This window comes from Rhodanobacter sp. UC4437_H4 (assembly GCF_052978425.1).
Genome location: NZ_CM129673.1, coordinates 1853393 through 1872271 on the forward strand (window position 1 = coordinate 1853393; position 18879 = coordinate 1872271).

The following is an 18879-nucleotide window of genomic DNA, read 5'->3' on the forward strand; positions in this document are numbered from 1 at the left end:
CATGGCTGCACAGCTGTCCGGATGACAGCCGCACCGCGCTGCTGCAATCCACGCGAGCGAGTGTTCCTACCACCCCATCGCCTGCGCCGGCTGCATCGGCATCTGCGCCTGTTGCACCTGCGCCTGTTGCCTCTGCAGCATGGTCAGCTGGTCGAGCTGCCGGAACATCGCCTCCGGTGGCTGTTGCATGGCCGCGGCGTGGGTGGTCGTGGTGCAGGGCAGGAACGATGAGGAGTCGCGGGTCAGCACGCCGCTGTCCGGCCCGATGCGGCCGGTCTGCGGACCGGGCAACAGCTGCACCTGGTCCGGCTGGCGAGCGTGTACCGGCCGATCGAGCATGACGGCCGCGGTGGCGCGATCGAGCTGATCGGCGCTGCGCGCGATGCCGTACTGGGCATAGGCCGCACCGACGTGTTCGCGCATGTTGACGAATGCGGCATGGCGCGGGTGGTCCGGGCGGCGCAGGTCGCAAGGTTCGAGCAACGACGGATCGCGCGACGGCGTCTCGGCCACTCGCACTGGGGACTGGTACAGATGCGGCAGTTCGCGCCGCGACCAGTCGCGGCTGGCGTCGTCGACTGACCGGGCCACCGCGTCGAACACGCTGACCGGGGTGCGGCGCTCGACGGTAAGGTAGGTGTTCCCGGGCGCGCGCTCGTTGGTGACCAGATGCATCGCCATGGCCTTGCCTTCGCCGTGCAGCTCGACCCGCGCCGCCGGACCCAGGTGGTCGGCGCTGTGCCGGTCCAGCAGCGCGGCTGCCGCCCGCTCGCTGTGCTCGCCGTGCGCCATCCGCACTCGCTCTTCCATCGCGTGCACGTGCTGCAGCAGGGTGCCGTAGCTCGCGTGCAGAGGGTGGCCGGGATGGCGGAAGTCGTGCAGGTGCGGCGGGATGGGTGGAACGGCGGCGTGCGCCGGCGTTTGTTGCGTGGCGTGGGTTGCCGCGTGCATGGCGAACGTCGTGGAGATCAGCTGCGCGGTGGCATCGAGCTCCGCGCGCAGGTTGCCCTCGGCCGCGTTCCGACCCCACAGCCGGCCCGGCGTGCTCCAGTGGCCCCGCGCGTCGCGGGTGTAAGCATGGCCGTCGGAGGCGTCCAAGATGTTCGTGGGCGCATGCAGTGCGTCGGTTACCGCATCGGGCAGGGGGCCGAGCTGTTGCCAGCCGCGTTGCGCGTAGATCGCCTGATAGCGCGCGGCGATGCCGCGGCGGGAGTGCGCCAGATTGTCGGCGAGGGTGGCATGCGCGGCGGCATCCAGGGCGGTGGTGCGTGACGGCGTGGCGGTTTCCACGTGCGTGCTCTTGAGGCCGTGCTCCAGTACGGCGTCGGTGACCGTGCGCGACCACGCTCCCGAGGCGGCATCGCGCTGCCATGGCGCGGGAAGCCGGCTGGATGTGTCTTGCGCACTGGCCGGCTGGGTGTACGGATCGCGCGGTGGGGCCGGGTGTGCCAGGGCCAGTTCCACCGCGGTGTTGTTGGCTTGAAACGTGAGTTGCGCAGCCAGCGCGGGATCGGCCCGGACACTGCGCCAGCCCGGCGTGGGCATGACGCCGTAGCCGACCACCGGATGGTTGGCCGCATAACCGATCTCGCCGGTGGGCACCTCGCGCGTCCAGCCATGTTCCGGATGCTGCGGGTCGTGGTGCCAGCGGCGGCCTTGTGCATCGGTCTGGTTGTGGATTTTGTGCTGGTCGTGCCAGTCGACCAGCTTGTCGCCGGCAACCGCCCCGCCGATGCCTCCCACGCCGGCGACGATCAGATCCAGCGGGCCGGACTCGATCCCCGCCGCGCCCAGGACTTGCGCCCCCAGCAGTGCGCCGCCGAGCATGCCCAGGTTGCGCGAGCCGAAATGCTCGACCGCCGAGGCGGCGCCCGTCGGGTTGTCCTGCTGCAGCAGGGTGGCCGTGTGGCGCGCGGTGGTCGTGGCGTCCCAGACGACGGCGGCGGCGCTGGCGAAGCCCAATCCCTTGACGACGTTCGGGTGGACCCGGGTGGTGTAGTCCACATGGGTGATCCGGGAGAGGTTGCCCTGGACGCCCTCGACCACCCTGGAGGCATCGCGCTCGATCAACAGGCGTCGGGCCGTGTCCGGTGCCACCTTCGGGTGGTCGGTGATCGCTTCGGGCAACGTCTCGTGCCACAGCCGCTGATCCTGCCAACTGCGTTTGAGGCTGCGGGTGATCGCCGGATCGTGCAGACGCGCTTCGCGCGCCTCGATCAACGCCTGTCCCGGCGAGCGGGCATCGGTGCGGTTGTCGTAAAGCTCGCGGCCTTCGCGATCGAAGAGGCGGATGGGCGCGGTCGTTTCCGCGTGGATCGTGTCCAGGCTCGCCGGCACCTTGTCGTAGATCGCGTCGCGCGCACCTTCGGGGACGTGGCGACCGTAGCCGTCGATATTGAGCTGGTCCAGAAACCGTTTGTCGACGCCCAGTTCGCTCTCCAGCTTGGGCGATGCCACCACCCGCACCTCGACGTCGTAGCCTTGGGCCTGCAGGTCGCGGATCAGCTCGGCCGACCATGACCCGTTGCTCAGCGTAGTATCGAAGATGAAGTGCTTGCGCCCTGCCACTGCCGCCTCGCGCAACTCGTCGGCCCACTGGCCGGCGTCGGCTTGCGTGTGACTTGACCAGGTGTAGGGATGGGCGGAGCGGAACTCCCGGACGCGGGGGTGGTAGTCGCGCAGTTCGTCGGGATCGATGTTGATCACATCACCCAACAATTCATTTCTGGCAGTCCGAGCCAAACCGCCTTTGCCGGCACCGGGTTGCCCGCCCAAGATGACGGCTTCGGGTTGATCGTGGGACATCTTCTCCAGCAGCTTGCTCTTTGGAACCACGCGCTCCTCGAAAACACGCGCATGCGTTCCCGGATCGAGGCGATCTTCGGACGAGGTCACTGGAACGCCCCCTTGTTTGCCTCAAAGTACGCATACAACTCGTTGAGGTCGCACAAACCGTCATTGCTCGACCGGGCGCTCAGCATCAGGCTTTCCTTGGCTTCCGCCCTCGCGATCGCCTCCGCATCGCCACTGGCTTCAGCGGCGTGCAGTTCGGTGCCGGCTTCGTCGATGAAGGTTCCCAGTCTGCTTTCGAGCACCCAAATCGCACGATCAAACGGCCCAACGCCCGCTGAGGACGTTTCGACTACATAGTTCAGCACCTCCTGCAGTCGATCGATGTGCCCCGGATAGTCCTTGAGCATTTCCCGCAGACGCTGCGGAACCGGGGGCGGGGGCAGTTTCGGCATCGTGATGTCCTTGTCGGTCGTGTCGATCGGAAGCGCCACGCATCGCCGGCATCCTGCGCCAGGCCTTGGGCGGTTCGTCGAGCCTACCGCGAATTCCGGGACGGGTCTGTCAGATTCTCCAGCTTTCCGGCAGCCCGGCGCGGCGGCTCAGCTCGCCGCCAGCCGCACGCTGAAGCGTGCGCCGCCGAGTTCCGGCGAGCGGTCGACCACCAGTTCGCCCTGGTAGGCGTGCACGATGTCCTGCACGATCGACAGGCCGATGCCGTGGCCCTGCACGCGCTCGTCGCCGCGCACGCCGCGCTGCAGGACTTTCTCGATCTTGTCCTCGGCGATGCCGGGGCCGTCATCTTCCACGCTGATGTAGAGGCCCGGCCGCTTGCGCCCGTGCTCCGGTTGCGCCTTGACCTCCAGCAACACGCGGTGGGAGGCCCACTTGAAGGCATTCTCCAGCAGGTTGCCGAGCAGTTCGAGCAGGTCGCCTTGCTCGCCGTAGAACGCCGCGCCCTCGCCGATGTCGAACTCGCACAACACGTTCTTGGCCGCGTAGACCTTCTCCAGACCCTGCACCAGATCCTCGGCCGCGCCCGCGATCGGCACCGCGCTGGCGAAAGTCTGCCGGCCAGAGGTGGCCGCGCGGGCCAGTTGATAGGCGACCAGTTCGTCCATCCGGCGCACCTGATCGAGCACCGCCGTGCTGCGTCCGGCCAGCACCTCGCCGGTGGTGGATTCCAGTTGCGAGCGAATTACCGCCAGCGGCGTCTTCAGGCTGTGCGCGAGATCCGCCAGCGTGTGCCGGTAGCGCGTGCGCTGCTCGCGCTCGTTGGTGATGAAGGCGTTGATGCGCTCGGTCAGGCCGGTCAGTTCCAGCGGGTACTGGCTGTCCAGCTGCTCGCTGTCGCCGCGCTCGACCCGGCTCATGTCGCTGGCCACCTTGCGCAGCGGGGTGAGGCTCCAGCGCAGCAGCAATAGCTGGAGCACCATCAGCATCACGCCCAGGATCGACAGCCAGATCACCAGCGCGCGCCGGTAGGCCATGTTGCCGCCCTCGAGCTGATCCTCGGTCTGCGCCACCATCACGGTGAAGCGCACCGACTTGCCCGCCTCGGTGTCCCAGGCCACGCCGTAGCTGTAGTAGTAGAGGCGACCCATGCGCGTGTCGATCGGGCCGACGAAGCGGCTGGCGCCCGGCTCCAGCGGCACCAGGAAACTGAAGTCACGGCCGATCGCGGAGGGTGACTCCCAGCGGAAGTCCTTGTCGCCCACCGCCACCGCGTAGAGGCCGGAACCCGGGCGCGAGAAATTCGGATCCGGCGAGGTGTCCGGCGACAGGATGCGGCCGTAGCGGTTGACGTCGAAGTTGGTGATGTAGGCGATCGCGAAGTTCTGCAGGCGGTCGTGCAGCGCGCTCAGCGCACGCTCCTTGTTCGCCTGCGACAGGGTCAGGCCGACCAGGCCGAGGAAGCCGGCCAGCACGAATCCGGTGGCGATCGCCGCGCGCGCCGCCAGCGACAGCGGGCGGCGCGCGGGCGATGGCTCATTCGTCGTCGCCGTCGGTGCGCGGGATGGCAAAGCGGTATCCGCGTCCACGTACCGTCTCGATGGGTTTCAGGGTGCCTTCCGGATCGAGCTTGCGGCGCAGGCGGCCGATGAAGACTTCCAGCACGTTGGAGTCGCGGTCGAAATCCTGCTGGTAGATATGCTCGGTGAGGTCGGCCTTGGAGACCAGTTCGCCCGCGTGCAGCATCAGGTATTCGAGCACCTTGTACTCGTAGCTGGTGAGGTCGACCAGCTTGCCCTCCACCGTCACCGTCTGCGCGGTGGTGTCGAGCTTGATCACCCCGCAGGCCAGGATCGGCTTGGACCAGCCGCTGGCCCGGCGCACCAGCGCGTTGATGCGCGCCAGCAGCTCCTCGACGTGGAACGGCTTGACCAGGTAGTCGTCGGCGCCGTACTTCAGTCCCTCGACCTTGTCCTGCCAGCTGCCGCGCGCGGTGAGGATCAGGATCGGGTAGCGCTGGCCCGCCTCGCGCAACGCCTTGACCAGGTCCATGCCCGACATCTTGGGCAGGCCAAGGTCGATGATGGCCAGGTCGAATGGCACCTCGCGGCCGAGATAGATGCCCTCTTCGCCGTCCTGCGCCGCATCGACGGCAAAGCCGTCGCGTTTCAGCCGGGCCGCCAGCGTCTCGCGCAACGGCGCCTCGTCTTCCACCAACAGGATGCGCATATCAATGTTTCTCCTTGCTGCCCGCATTCCGCCCGGGCGGGTTCTTGGTCGACTGGGCCGACCCCGGATTCTTGCTCGCTTCGGAGGAAATCGCCATCACCTTCACATGGCCGTTCGGGGTGAGCACCTTGATGCGGTACTCCATCCGGCGGCCGACCCCGCGCGACTCCGCCGACAATACCTTGCCGCCGGTTTCCTGCTGCACCTGGAGCACCGCCTGATCCAGCGTCACCGCCGGCTTGCCCGTCTGCGCCGCCGCCACGCCCCCGAACGGGATCAGGGCGGCCAGCAGCATGCTCTTGTACCTGATCATGCGTGAATATCCTGTCCGGCGTTGAGCGAACGCCCAGCCTAAGAGGTCAGGCCTGAATACTGGCCGGACGGGGCGCGCCTGTCACGCTGCCGCCGCGCACGGCGCCATGGCCTGCTGGAGCAATGCCCAGCCTGCCCCGGGCAGATGCGCGCCCTCGCTGAGCGCGCGGCGGAATGCGCGCGCGCCAGGCTCGCTCTGGTAAAGGCCCAGCAGGTGGCGGCTGATGTGCTTGAACGCGGTGCCGCGCGCCAGCTCGGCCTCGATGTAGGGCCGCAGGCGCTGCAGCACGCTTTCCCGGGTAGGCAGCGGCTCGCCGTGCAGCGCGTGCTCGATCTGCGCCAGCAGGTACGGATCGTGGTATGCCGCACGGCCCAGCATCACCCCATCCAGCCGGGCCAGGTGGGTACGCACCTGCTCGACCGTGGTGATGCCCCCGTTGACCACCACCACGAGCTCGGGAAACTCGCGCTTGAGCCGGTACACGCGCTCGTAGTCCAGCGGCGGGATCTCGCGGTTCTCCTTCGGCGACAGGCCCTTGAGCCAGGCCTTGCGCGCGTGCACCACCAGCACGCGCACGCCCGCCTCAAGCATGGTCTCGGTGAAGTGCTGCAGGCCTGCGTAGTCATCCTGGTCGTCCACGCCGATGCGGCACTTCACCGTCACCGGCACCTCGACCGCATCGCGCATCGCCTTCACGCACTCGCCGACCAGGGCCGGTTCGCGCATCAGGCAGGCGCCGAAGCGGCCCGACTGCACCCGGTCGGAGGGGCAACCGACGTTGAGGTTGATCTCGTCGTAGCCGGCCTCGGCGCCGAAGCGCGCCGCCTGTGCCAGTTCCTGCGGCTCGCTGCCGCCCAGCTGCAACGCCAGCGGATGTTCCTGCTGGCTGTGTTCGAGCAGGCGCAGCTGCTTGCCGCGCACCAGCGCGGCGCTGGTCACCATCTCGGTGTACAGCCGCGCACGCGGCGACAGCAGCCGGTGGAAGTAGCGGCAGTGGCGGTCGGTCCAGTCCATCATGGGCGCGACGCTGAAGTGCCACGGCGAGGCGGCGGCGGAATCGTTCATGCGCGTAGTGTACGTGCTGCCGCCGCCCGCACCGGCGGCAGCCGGGCCGCATGGCGGCGGCTATGCCTTTCCGCGCGTCATCGACACCGCCAGGCGCAAGCGTCCCTGGAAGCCTTTCTGCGACGACAGCGGAATGAGGTAACCCCCGTCGTCCTGCGGCTCGACCAGGGTGCCCAGGCTCTCGCTGGACTGCTCGTCGACGAGCAGGTAGCGCAGGTTCCAGCCTTCGTCGGTCTGCGTGGCACGCACCACCAGCGTGTCGCGGAACAGGTATTCGCCTTCGACGTGCTTGTCCAGCCACAGTTTGTTGTCGATGGTGTAGCCGGTGGTCGATACGGTCAGCTCCACGCTGAACACGACGGTCTTGCCGGAGGTGATCTTGCTGGTGTCGAGGAAGGCCGAGAACAGCACCGGCGAGCGCGGTGCGTCCAGCCCGGCGTTGCCCGGGCGCAGCAGTTCGTCGAAGCTGCGCAGCACCGCGCTGAAGGTGTCGCGGCGGCGCTCGGTCAGGCGGTAGCTGTTGGTGCCGCGCGGCGCCACGGTGGCCTCGAAATAGTACGAGGCGCGCACCTGCTTGCCGTCGTCCTTGGCTTTCTGCACCGAGGCCGGCAGCGGCAGCGCGTCGGCCTCCAGCGTGCCGTCCACGCGCATGTCGCCGAACAGGAAGCGCACCAGGTTCTGGTAGCCCTCCTCGGAATTGACCACGCCGTACACGCCGCTGTGGCTGCGGTAGGCGAACGCGCGCGGCGCGCCGCTCACGGTGGCGTTCTCGATCTTCACCAGGCCGTCGCTCATCTCGCCGGCCAGCTTGCGCGACACGCCGAGCGCGGCTTCGTAGTCGCGGTGATTGGTGCCGACGAAGCAGAAAAACTGCTGCGGATCGAACTTGCCGTCCAGCGTGTCCACGCGCTCCGGCGTGCCCTTCAGGCCGAGGTAGCCGGCCATGGTCTTGCGGTTGAAGTTGTTCATGTCCCACAGGCCGAGCACCGCCGGCACGTTGAAGCCGGCCATCTCGATGCCGTTGTGCGGCGTGGCGTAGGTGAACACCTTGTCGACCATGGCACGGTCGGCGCCGGTGCTGATCTTGTCGTTCTGCAGGAAGCTGCGGCATACCAGTCCACCCATCGAATGGGCGACCAGGTACACGCGGAATGCCTTCTTCCGCGCCGCGTCGGCGCCGCAAACCTGGTAGCGCAACTTGCGGATCAGGTCGCGCAGGCCGGTGGCGGCCTCGACGATCGACAGCACCTTGCCGTCGCCAAGGTCGGTATCGGCCGTTTCGTAGTAACGGTAGATCACCACGCTGCGCGCCGGCAGCTCGCCGTCGATCTCGCTGCCATCGGTGTAGGTGTCGCGGTAGCCGTAGTCCTTCATCAGCCGCACCAGCGGCGATTCGAACACGTGGCGCCGCACGGTGCCGTCCCAAGCCTGGCGTACCTTGGTGGAGCCGAGATTGAAGCCCATGTACGGCGTGGCGACGGTGTCGGCGATCTCGTTCGCCGTCATCGCGTAGCCGCGGACGTAGATGATCGGGAAGTAGGGGGCGGTCAGCGGATCCATGGGGCCGTTTCCTCTTTGATGTTCTCGGGCGGAAAAGACATCGGCGCGACAATGCTCAGGCCGGGCCGGCGGGTTTCACCGGCTTGCGGGTCCGCTTGCGCCTGGCACCGCCCGCCACCGTGGACTTGACCGCACCGGCCGTGGGCGCGGCGAACAACGTGTGCGTAGTCGTGCCGGGCGTGGCCTTGGTCGAGGCACGCAGCAACTCGCACAGGCTGTCGAAGCGGCAGCAGCATTCGTCGTAGCCGCCGTTGTCGCCGCTGACGCCGAGCACCGCGTGGTGATGCCATCCGCGCGGCGGCAGCGCGGCGGGCGCCGTACCCGTCATCGGCCAGTCGAGCTGGCCGTTGCCGGCCACCCGCGCGGGAATCAGCCAGTAGTCGCCGGTGGCATACAGCCCGCCCGCTTCGAAGCTGACCTGGATGCCGTCCTCCAGCGCGATCGGCGCGCCCTCGGCCACGGCCAGCACACCTTGCGCATTCACCGCCTCGCGCTGGTCCCAGCGGCGCAGCAGCGGATGCCGGCGCGGGTCGTCGTCCAGCGGCCACGGCGTGGTGTTCTTCGGCACGTTCAGGGTGACGCTGCAGCTTGCCAGGTCGATCGCGATCACCTGCAGCAGCGGGTACGCGCGCTGCCCCAGCGTGTAGCGGTCGTCGACCAGCTCCACCCAGTCGTTCGCCGCCAGCCCGAGCCGGGCATCGCGACCGAGCCGGGCCAGCGTCACCGTGAGCGGCGCACTGCCGTCATCGGCCGCCGCACCGAGGTCGCTGCGCATGACCGGAAACACCACCGAGCCGTTCTCGCGCGACCACTTGAAGCTGGCCGCGCCGGCCAATCCGCCCTGGTGAATCTCGACCCGGTACAGCTGATTCTCGCAGCCGCGGTAGCGCGCGTCGGCGGCGATCACGCAGGGATCGTCATCGGACTCCTGCGGACCCAGCTCCGCGCGCAATCGCGGCAACGCGTACGCCGCACGCGCGCCGAGCAGCTGGCGCAGCAACGCGCAGGGCGAGGCGTTGGTCTGGTTGCCGCCGTCGAGACCCTTGCGCAACTGCGCCACCTCGACGAGCTGCTGCTTGATCGCAGCGGCGTCGGCAGAACTGCCGGCGGCCTGCTGGCGCGTCTTCAGTGCCGCGGTGACGTCGTCGAGCTGCTGCTGCGCCCACGGCTGGTCGAGCAGGCGCAGCTGCCATACCACCTGCGCGCGCGACGCGGTGTCGACGCCGTCCAGCGCCACGTCGGCGATGCGCGGCGCTTCCACCGCGCACAGGTGCCGCTCCCACACGTCCAGCCACAGCGCAAAACCCGCCGGCGGATTCTCGAAACCGCTCTTCCCGTCGGCCACACCATAGTCGGGGGTCGGCGCGTTCGGTTGCTGCGCCAGCGTGCACGCGGCCTCGTTCACGCACAGGATGCCGTCGACGTAGAAATGCCCCGGCGCCAGCTGCCAGTCGGTCAGCGGCAACGGCTTGCTGCTGCCATCGGCCTTGGTGGTGCTGTCGGTGATGGCGAAGCCGCCACCCGCCGCCCAGCACGGGCCGACCAGGTCGCGCACCAGGCTGCGCAGCAGGTGCAGCTGGATGTGCGCCTGTTCGTTCCAGTCCGCCTCCAGCAGCACGCGTCCCTGCTGCTGGAACACCTGGCTGTAATGCAGGGTCGGGTCGAAGCTGACGCGTGCGAAGTCGCCTTTCATGGTCGATCTCCTAACTCGCAAAGAGGATGCCGGCGTCCGTGCCCGCCGGAACGTATTCGGTCAGCCGCGCCGCGAGGTTCGCCTCGCGCTGCGGTTCGTACAGGTCGTGCCAGGCGCCCATTGCCGAACGGTCGGACGCGCCGCGGCGGATCTCCGCGCAGCAGCCGTCGGCCAGGCGCAGGTAGTGCGGCGTGCCGTAGCGCCGGCTGCGGAACTGCGGCACCACGCGCAGCCGTTCGTGCGCGCGCTGCTCCGGCGCCACCGCGGCCAGCGCCAGATCGGGCTGGCAATGGAAGCGACGCGGCGTGCGCGAACCGTCCGCCACGTGGCAGAAACGCACGCAGCCCTGCTCCCGGCGCAGCACGCGCAGCGGGCTGGCGAAGATCGAATCCTCGGCCAGCGCGATGCCGTGCGCCTGCACTTCGCCGATCACCGTGCAGCGGCGGAAGCTGGCCTCGACGTACGCCACCGCCTCGTCCGGCGCACCCAGCGCCACGCGCTCCATGCCGGTGGCGTCGAGGATGCTGTCGCACAGTTCCAGCGGCGGCGGCTCGCCGCGGCGCTCGGGGCTGATCACCATGATCGCGCCGAGGATGCTGTGCTCGACACGCAGCGCCGCGCGCGTGCCATCGAGCGTGACGCTGGGCTCGCCCGGGCGCTTCGGGTCGCAGTCGCAGTGCAGCGCCCAGCCCGGCACCAGCGTGCAGTGGCGGATCAGCAGCTCGCACAGGTCGCCGCCAGCAGCGGATTCCTCGTCCGGCCCGCGCACCTCGATGCCGCGGCCCACGATCAGCAAGCCGTCCAGCAGCACGCGGCTGCCGGCGCGGCCACTGACGCTGAGCGCGTCCGGCTGGCTGGCACGCACGTCGAGCAGGCGCAGCACCGGCCGCGTGCGCTCGGCGGCGCGCAGCTGGATCGCCTCGCCCGCATCGAGCTGCAGGTCGATGCTGCCCTCGTACACGCCACTTTCGGCCAGTTCGATCACCAGCGCGCGCAGCGTCGGCGTGGCTGCCTTGGCCTGCACCCACGCCGCCAGCGCGTCGGCGATGCTGCCGAAGTGGCCGGCCGGCCAGTTGCCGCTCGCCGCGTGATCCGGCAAGGCGGCATGCACCACGTAGCGGGTGGCGCCTTCCAGCTCCGGCGTGGTCCGCGCGTATTCGCCGCCGCCGAGGTCGGCGGCGAAGCCGTACTGGTAGCTCACCCATACGCCGCGCTTCGGCCGCTGGTTGGCCGGGAACAGCAGGCGGCCGCGTTCGGGATCGAGCGCCACGCGCCCTCGCTTCACCTGCCCGCGCCAGCCGGACAGATTTGCCGGGATCAGCGCCTCGCGCGGCACCGGTGTTCCCTGCCCTTTCGCCGGCCAGTCCGGCGCCCACACCTGCACGCTGCGACCGTCGCCGTAGAGTTCCGCCGACACGCTGGCGTAATCGGCCAGCGGGCCGCGCTCGGCAAAACGCCGGCGGCGCAACGGCAGCGGCAGGTTGCGCTCGTCGGCGATGTGGGTGGGTTCGCTCTCTTCCAGCGGACGCTGGAACAGCGGCGTGTCGTTGCCGAGCACGCTGAAGCTGAAACACTGCGGCCCGCGTTCCTCGATGCAGTACGCCGGCGTGCACGTCACCGGATAACTGCGCAGACGGCAGGCGAACACGCCCACGGCGGGGATGTGGTGGCGGCCGCGCCGATGCACGCTGCCCATGCGCCGCACATCGACGCTGTGCGCGAACGGATCGAACGCGCCGTCGGCCCAGCCGATGCGTTGCAGCCGCCCCGGATCGCGCAGGTCGGCGGTGCCGCCGCGGCGCGGGTGTTGGTGATCGAGATGCTGCATCCAGCCGAGCCGGCGGTAGAACTCCACCGCGCGCGCCGGCCAGCCGGCGGCGTCGCGGGACAGGTCCTCCAGCAGCGACAGCGTGCCCTTGCGCCGCCGCGCGTCGATCGTGTTGGCCACGTCGGCGCGCGGCGCCAGCACGCGGCCGAGGCTGGCGTCGCGGCGCCCGTCCTCGCCCAGCGTGGCCGCTTCGGGCAACAAGCTGTAACCGAGCAGGTCGCCGATATACGGCACCACCCAGTCGTCGCAGGTCTCGATGAACCAGTTGTCGTACAGCCGGGCGATGTCCTGCTCGAGCACATCGGCCTGGCTGGCCAGCACGCGCAGGAAGTCGCGCAGCGGCCAGCCCTGCTCCGCATCGCGCATGCGATAGACCACCGGCAGCAGGTCGTACAGCCGATCCGGGCGCGCAGTCATGGCGTGGCCTCCTGCAGCAGCAAGGTGTCGGGGACGTTCGCCGGCAGGTAGGCCAGCTGCGCCGGGCGCAGCGCGCCGGTGTCGTCGTAGCGGGCGGGCAGCACCTGCACGCGCGGCGGTACCGTGGTGGCGGTGACGATCGCCTGGGCGTGCAGCGACGAACCGTTTCCATTCTTGTTGTCGCCGCCCACGCCGAAGCCGGCCAGCAGAGTCGCCTCGTCGAGGCTGCCGAACGCGTCCACGTCGACCCAGGCCACACCGCGCACCGCCTGCATGCAGGCGACCAGCTCGCTGAGGTAGGCGGCCTGCGCCAGCGCGCGCCGCTCGAAGCCGAACGCATCCAGCAGCGCCGCGCGCACGGCCGGCTCGACCGACTCCCACGCGAAGTCCGGCAACAGCCCCACCTTCGCGCTCACGGTCAGCGCCAGCAGCTCGCGCACGTCCAGTTGCACCGACAGCGACGGATCGCCGTAGCGCTGCAGTGCCTGCAGCAGGTTGCGGTAGAGGTCGGAGCTCGGGTCGATCGGCGCATCGGCGGCACCGGCAATGGTCACCTGCACCCGGTGGCCGAGCTTGACCGCCGCCGCCTTGCCGACGCCGCCGAAGGTGCGCGCGAAGTCGGCGTAGTCCGCCACCGAGACCAGCCGGTCCAGCGCCAGCACTGCCAGCGGCACGTTGCGGCGCGCCTGATCGCGCGTCTCCGCGTCGGCGCCGCCGGAAGCACGCAACGGGTTGATCACGTCCTTGACGCCGAGCGGCCGCGTCGCCAGCAGGCTGACCTGCTGCGCGCGCACGTTTCCCGGCGTGCCGATGCCGTTGCGGTAGGTGGCGACGATGTTCTCGATGCCGGTGGGCAACCGCGCGCCGTGCGTGCCGTCGCCGAACTGCACCGTGGTCTTGCCGCCGTCGTCGATGGCGGTGACGAAGCTGCGCTCGGCCGCGCCGGCGAAGGCGAGGTTGCGCGTCTCGTGCCACTGCATGCCATTGACGCGCAGCGTGAGCATGTTCTGCACGCCGTCGACGGTGGCGGCGGAAACGTACGTCAGCGGCGACTGCTTCAGCACGAATGCCTGCATCGACAGCGCGCCATTGCCGCTGCCGAGCACCTCGTTGCGCGTCTCGCCATGGGTGGCGCGCACCACGTTGGCATGCACCGCCACGCTGTCGCGCACGTAGCTGTATGCCAGGCCCTGGTTGGCGAACACCAGGGTGCTGTGCACGGTATCGCCGGGCAGGCCTGCATCCGTGCCCTGCTCCACCGCGGCCAGCATCACCAGCTCGGCGGCGGTCACCGCATCGGTACCCGGCACGTCGCTGCGCTGGCCCTCGACGATCACCCAGCGGCCGGCCTTGAGGCCGTCGACGGCGGTGTCGAGGGTGAGCCGGGTGGCGCTGTCCCTGGTCGTGCGCGATGCGCCGTCATCGGCAACCCGGCCGACCGTGTCGGCGATGGTCAGTTCGGCCAGCGACAACAGTTCGCTCTGCGCATGCACCTGCGTGCTGCGCAAGGCCGTCATGCTGGGTACCTGCCACACCACCGAGTCGCCATCAGCCGACGGATCATCGAGCGTGATCTCGGTGGTCTTGCCGCTGATGCCGTAGCTCAGCTGCGGATGAACCTGCACGCTCTTCACCCGCGCCACCGTGGGAACGTCGCCAGACAGTTGAATGACCAGGTAACTGCCCGCCATCACACCGTCGTAGCCATTGTCCAGGCGCACGACATTCGGATCCTCGTCCAGCGAAAGCTCGGTGGTGGCGACCTTCGAGGTCGAGCCGCCATGACCATCGGGCGTCTGCGTGATGGAGATGCTTTGCGGCGCGTTGTAGCCGAACAGCGGCGCGGACACGCGCAGTGCATGGACGCCGCTCAGTGCCGGCGAAGGCTCGCCCTGCGGCACGCTGGTCCAGGCGCGGTAGAAGTTGTCGGCCAGCCGCGCCTCGAAATTCAGCAGCAGCTGCGGGCGCACGTCGCTGGCCTTGCCCAGCGCGCTGGCGATGTTGCGTTGCAGGCGGAAACGGCTGGCCGGCTGCAGGGTCGGCGTGAGCGTCAGCGCGCCGAACAGCGCGCCGAAGCCGCCCGGCGACCCGGCGGACGGCGGAGCCGTGCCGAACGCCGCATCCACCGCGTTCTCGAAATCGTCGACGGCCGGCGGCCCGGCGGGAATGCCATCCAGCCGGCGACTCATCAGCGCGTCGAAGCTGCCGCCGTTGTCGCCGCCCAGCAGCAGATCCCTGCGCGCGGACTCGATGCCTTCCAGCCATCTTTCGCGATGGGGCCCGGCGGCCGACGCGTTCAACGCGGCGATCGCCTTGCTCGCCGCCGCCACGATCCCCACCGTCGCCGCATCGACCGGCCGCAACAGCACCCTGCTGCGCCCGCTCTGCTGCTGCACCTCGACCGACTGCACCAGGCGGATCGCCTGCACGCCGCTGGCAAGGTCGCCGAACAGGAACAGCAGGCGATCGTTCGGCTTGAGGTTGCTGGCAGTGCTCGCGATCCACAGCTCGCCGAGGCCGGCGACGTTGTCGAGCGTGATGTTCTGCGGCCGGGTCAGTCGCGGCTGCAGCGCGTTCCATTCGTGGCGCGCATCCAGCGGCTCGGCGGTCTCGAACGTCTGCATCTGCTCGCCCGGCGCGGGCACCGACTGCGCGCGTGCGCCAGCGGCAATCGTCACCGGCGGCGAATCCTTCTCCACCGTGTAGGCGAGGTACACGCTGGCGGCGACGCCGGGGCGCAGGCGGTAGTCGAGCAGCCGCGCCAGCTCCAGCACCGAGCGGCGTTCGGTGGCGGTGCGCAGGTAGCCTTCGTTGGCGATGCGCTCGGTGTAGAAGCTCAGCACGTCGGCGCCGACCGCCCACGCATCGAGCAGCGCCATCGCCGGATCGTCCTGCTCGCGCGTGCGCAGCCCGGCCAGCGCCGGCAGTGCGGCATCGCTCAAGTCGGCTTGCATGGTGGCGCGGAAGTCGGCATAGGTGCCGACGCGATACGCGAGGCTGTTGAGCCCCGGCCGGTTGGTCATCGACAACGGCGTGCCGGCGATCGCGCCGCAACCGCAGGCGCAGGCGTGTTTGCCACAGGCTCTACAGCAGCTCATCGGCCACCTCCCATGTTGAAGCTGATGCTGCCGTGGTCGGGATGATCCGGGTCGTTGTCGAGCTGGGCGATTTCGCGCGCGGCCAGGTGCAATACGCCGTCGTCGGGTACGCCGTCGGTCGGGTCGTCGGCGCGCGCCAGGCACGACACTTCGACGTGGGCCACGCCGGTGATCGCCTGCGCCTCGGCCAGCAGCGCGCTGACGAACACCGGTGCACCCAGCTTCAGCCGATCCGGATGGAAGAAGCCGGGCGTGCCGTCACGGCGCAGGCCCGAACCAAAGCGGTCGCGCAGCTCGGCCTCGACGTGGGCGACGAGGAAGTCCGGCAGCACGCAGACGAACAACGCGATGCGCAGCGGCACGTAGCAGGCCGCATGCACCTCGACGTCGTGGCCGATGCGGCGGTAGCGCTCCAGTTGTGCGCGGATGCGCCGCGCCAGGCCCGCCGGCAGGTCCTCGCGGCCCAGTGGATCGACCGCCACGTCGGCGGCGTACCAGCTGCCGCTCCACGCCAGCGCGGCGGCCGCACCCTGCAGCTCCGGCGCCTGCGCGGCGAACCTCGCGTAGTCGTCGGCAACGACTGCGCGTAGCGATTTGGCGCGGAATGCGCCGGGCGCATACAGCTTCACCTCGGCCAGGCTCTCCGGCGCGGTGCCGCCGCCGGCCGGCAGCGGGTTGCGCGGCTGCAGCTCGGCGGACAGCACGCCTGACTTCAACGCCAGCCACACGATGCTGTCGCGGCCCGCGTTACCTGCCGGGCCGTTGCCGATGCGCGAGGCGGCGCGGAAGAAATCGCCGGCTTGCGGCTGCGCGCCAAGCACGCCGTCGCCGAAACGCAGGTGGGCGGCGCCGTCGTCGTCGATCTCGACCACGAAGTGGCGGTCGTCCGGACCGCTCGCCAGCAGGTCCTGGCGCGGCAGCCACTGCCAGCGCGAGTCCGGCGTGCCGGCCACCAGCACCTCGTCGAGCGAGCCGCTGTGGACGGTGAGTTGCGGCAGCGCGTGCCGCGGATCGCGCGCCAGCAGCTGGCATACCGGCGCGTGCGGCGGCAACGGCTCGGCCCAGGTCAGCGGCGTATCCGGCAGCACGTGGCCGGTGTCGGACGGCGAACGGCGGACGTCCTGCACCGCGCCGTCGCAATGACAGCAGCCGTACTGCGTGCTGCCCGGCACCAGCCAGCAGTCCTCGGCCAGCGTGCCGCAGCGCGTGCAGGCATCCGGCATCGCGGCGAGCGCGGCGGTCAGTCCGGGGTAATCGCCGTCGCGGCCGTCGGGCATGCAGATCGCGGCGGACGTGCACTGCCCGCGCACGTGCTCGCCGTGGTCGACCAGCAGCACGTTGCCGCGCGCCAAGCTGACGTCGTGCAGCCATGCGCAGTCCGGCGCCGGCGTGCGCACCGACAGGCACAGGTCGAACGGCAGCGCGTCGCAGGTATCCCACGCCACCTCCAGCAGCAGCGTGCCGTCCAGCGGATCGACGGACGTCCGGACGTCCGTGAGGCGCACCGCGTGCCGGTGTGCGGGATCGGCATCGGCCGGGTTGCCGGTCTGCGGTCCCCGCACTTCCTCGAAGATCAGCAGGTCGCCGACGGCCAGCTTCAGCGCGCGCGTCGGCGCGCTTGCGGTGTCCGTTGTCGCCAGCAGCACGACGGGCGGCGCTTCCGGCGTGGGTGGCGGCGTGTCGACCAAGGTCGCCCGTGTGCTGCCGCGTGGCAGGCAGCACAGCTCGTCGCCCCAGCTGTGCAGCCGGATCGCGCTGTGCGCGGCGACCACGTCGAACGTGGTCATGCCGTCCAGCGGCATCGGCTCGTAGATCAGCGCGCCCTGCGCACGCGCCACGTCGAGCTGGGCCGCGTCGATCACGCCGGGCTGCGGATGATCCTGTCCCGGCGGCGGCACCAGCAGCAGCAGGTTGGCCAGTTCGAGGCTCAGGTCGTTGCTGCAGGCCAGCGTCACCAGCGCGCGCGCATTGCAGCCTTCGTGCATGCGGTAGTCGACCAGCCGCGCATGCCGGCGCACCGAGATGCGTCGGCGCGCGGTGCCCAGGTAGGCTTCGGTGGCGACCGCGTCCTGGTAGTAGCTGAGGTAGTCGGCGGTGTACGCCAGCGTCTCCACCAGCGCGATGCCGAGGTCCGGCACGTGACGCTCCTGCCACGCCGGCATGCCCAGCGCGAGGCGGTCGAGGAACAGCTGGCGGAAGCTGGCGTAATCCTTGGCGAGGTAGTTGATCTCCGGCGCGGGCGACGGTGGCGACACGCACGGCGTCTCGTCGGCGCAGTCCAGCGTCTTCGCGCAGTCCAGGCGGAAGTGCAGCGGGACGCAGGCATAGCGCGGATCGAAGCCGGGATAGGCCTGCCAGCTCGCCGGGTCATTGCCGGAGGCCGCATCCACCAGGCACAGGCAGTACGCGGTGTGGTCGCCTTCGCGGTCGAGCACCACGCGCAGGCAGGCGTCATCGTGCATGTCCGGTTCCAGCTCGGGGTTCACGCTGAGCACGCGCAGGCCGGTGATGCGGTCGCCGCCGCTGATGCGCACGTTGGTCACGCCGAGGCCTTGCGGGATCTCGCCGAACAAATGCACGCACAGGCTGGTGCCATCGTCGCCGACCTCGACGTAGTCGATGCCGTTGAGCGTGCCGGCCAGCCGCAGCTTCTCGCGCCGCGCCGGCACGCTGCAGGCCGGCAGCGGCGCGCAGCCGATCGTGCGGGGACTCGCATGGGCGTTCGCGCGGTTCATGGCAGGCTCCGCACGAAGCTGTCGCTGCGCGTGTCGCCGCTGGCGCGCACGGTGTAGCTGAGGTCGACGCGCAAGGTGGCGTCCTCGCTGCTGACTTCGAGCTTGCCCACGTCGATCACGTCGCCCAGCCAGCGCTGCAATGCCGCCTGCAGGGTGAACTGCAGCGCGGCGGCCAGCTCCGGGCTGTTCGGCGCGAACACCAGTTGCAGCAGACCGCTGCCGAAGTCGGGCCGGTTGACGCGTTCACCGGGATTGGTGAACAGCAACTGCTCGATCATGTCGCGCACATGCTCGTCGTCATCGGTTTCCGCGCTGCGGCCGCGGTTGTCGAAATGGAACGGGTAGTCGATGTTCATGGCCTTCCTCACATCGCGGTGACGCGCGTCTGGCTGGCGACGATCAGCAGCGGCGTGCCGGTCGGCGCGCAGATCGCCTGGCTGTCGATGAGCAGCAGCGGCTGGCCGTTGGAAGTCACGCGGGTGGCGGCAGTGACGAACTGCGCGCTGACGCATGGCCCGTTTGCCGCCGTCGGCGGCGGCAGCGCGCAGCCGGCAACCAGCCACGGCGCCGGCATCGTCACCGTTGGCTGGCCGCTGACGGTGACGCGCGGATTCGGTGCGGTGGCCTTCGCCTGCCCGCCGTGCGAGCAGAGCACGCTGGCGCCGACATGGATGAGGAAGCCCGGCATCGCGCATCTC

General features: G+C 69.7%; 13 protein-coding genes. All 13 read right to left on the reverse strand.

Annotation, left to right across the window (positions count from 1 at the left end):
* Positions 1 to 66: 66 nt before the first annotated feature.
* On the reverse strand, positions 67 to 2805 hold the full coding sequence (locus ACVCL3_RS08640) for a zeta toxin family protein (protein WP_447101511.1): 2739 nt from the start codon (positions 2803 to 2805) through the stop codon (positions 67 to 69).
* Between the two features lie 86 nt (positions 2806 to 2891).
* Positions 2892 to 3284, reverse strand: coding sequence for a hypothetical protein (locus ACVCL3_RS08645; protein WP_447101007.1), 393 nt, complete (start codon positions 3282 to 3284; stop codon positions 2892 to 2894).
* 108 nt (positions 3285 to 3392) lie between these two features.
* The gene (locus ACVCL3_RS08650) at positions 3393 to 4814 is read right to left on the reverse strand and encodes an ATP-binding protein (protein ID WP_395121329.1); all 1422 of its coding nucleotides are present in this window, start codon (positions 4812 to 4814) and stop codon (positions 3393 to 3395) included.
* Positions 4780 to 5472: a response regulator transcription factor gene (locus tag ACVCL3_RS08655; protein ID WP_136259750.1), complete on the reverse strand. Its 693-nt coding sequence runs from the start codon at positions 5470 to 5472 to the stop codon at positions 4780 to 4782. The genes ACVCL3_RS08650 and ACVCL3_RS08655 overlap by 35 nt, the downstream gene beginning before the upstream one ends.
* Position 5473: 1 nt before the next feature.
* The gene (locus ACVCL3_RS08660; protein WP_298851460.1) at positions 5474 to 5785 is read right to left on the reverse strand and encodes a PepSY domain-containing protein; all 312 of its coding nucleotides are present in this window, start codon (positions 5783 to 5785) and stop codon (positions 5474 to 5476) included.
* Positions 5786 to 5866: 81 nt separating this feature from the next.
* The gene (dusA, locus tag ACVCL3_RS08665; protein ID WP_447101008.1) at positions 5867 to 6850 is read right to left on the reverse strand and encodes a tRNA dihydrouridine(20/20a) synthase DusA; all 984 of its coding nucleotides are present in this window, start codon (positions 6848 to 6850) and stop codon (positions 5867 to 5869) included.
* 60 nt (positions 6851 to 6910) lie between these two features.
* On the reverse strand, positions 6911 to 8410 hold the full coding sequence (locus tag ACVCL3_RS08670; protein WP_447101009.1) for an esterase/lipase family protein: 1500 nt from the start codon (positions 8408 to 8410) through the stop codon (positions 6911 to 6913).
* A 55-nt stretch (positions 8411 to 8465) separates the two neighbouring features.
* A complete protein-coding gene (locus ACVCL3_RS08675; RefSeq protein ID WP_447101010.1) occupies positions 8466 to 10103 on the reverse strand; it encodes a DUF6519 domain-containing protein in 1638 nt (545 codons plus the stop codon).
* A 10-nt stretch (positions 10104 to 10113) separates the two neighbouring features.
* Positions 10114 to 12348 (reverse strand): hypothetical protein, encoded by a 2235-nt coding sequence (locus ACVCL3_RS08680; protein WP_447101011.1) that lies wholly within the window; start codon positions 12346 to 12348, stop codon positions 10114 to 10116.
* A complete protein-coding gene (locus ACVCL3_RS08685; RefSeq protein WP_447101012.1) occupies positions 12345 to 15446 on the reverse strand; it encodes a putative baseplate assembly protein in 3102 nt (1033 codons plus the stop codon). Before ACVCL3_RS08685 ends, ACVCL3_RS08680 begins: the two co-directional genes overlap by 4 nt.
* The gene (locus tag ACVCL3_RS08690) at positions 15443 to 18181 is read right to left on the reverse strand and encodes a putative baseplate assembly protein (protein ID WP_447101013.1); all 2739 of its coding nucleotides are present in this window, start codon (positions 18179 to 18181) and stop codon (positions 15443 to 15445) included. Before ACVCL3_RS08690 ends, ACVCL3_RS08685 begins: the two co-directional genes overlap by 4 nt.
* Positions 18178 to 18537 (reverse strand): GPW/gp25 family protein, encoded by a 360-nt coding sequence (locus tag ACVCL3_RS08695; protein WP_447101014.1) that lies wholly within the window; start codon positions 18535 to 18537, stop codon positions 18178 to 18180. Before ACVCL3_RS08695 ends, ACVCL3_RS08690 begins: the two co-directional genes overlap by 4 nt.
* Before the next feature lie 8 nt (positions 18538 to 18545).
* Positions 18546 to 18869 carry a hypothetical protein gene (locus tag ACVCL3_RS08700; RefSeq protein WP_447101015.1) on the reverse strand — a complete coding sequence of 108 codons (324 nt, stop codon included), beginning with the start codon at positions 18867 to 18869 and terminating at the stop codon, positions 18546 to 18548.
* Positions 18870 to 18879 lie beyond the last annotated feature (10 nt).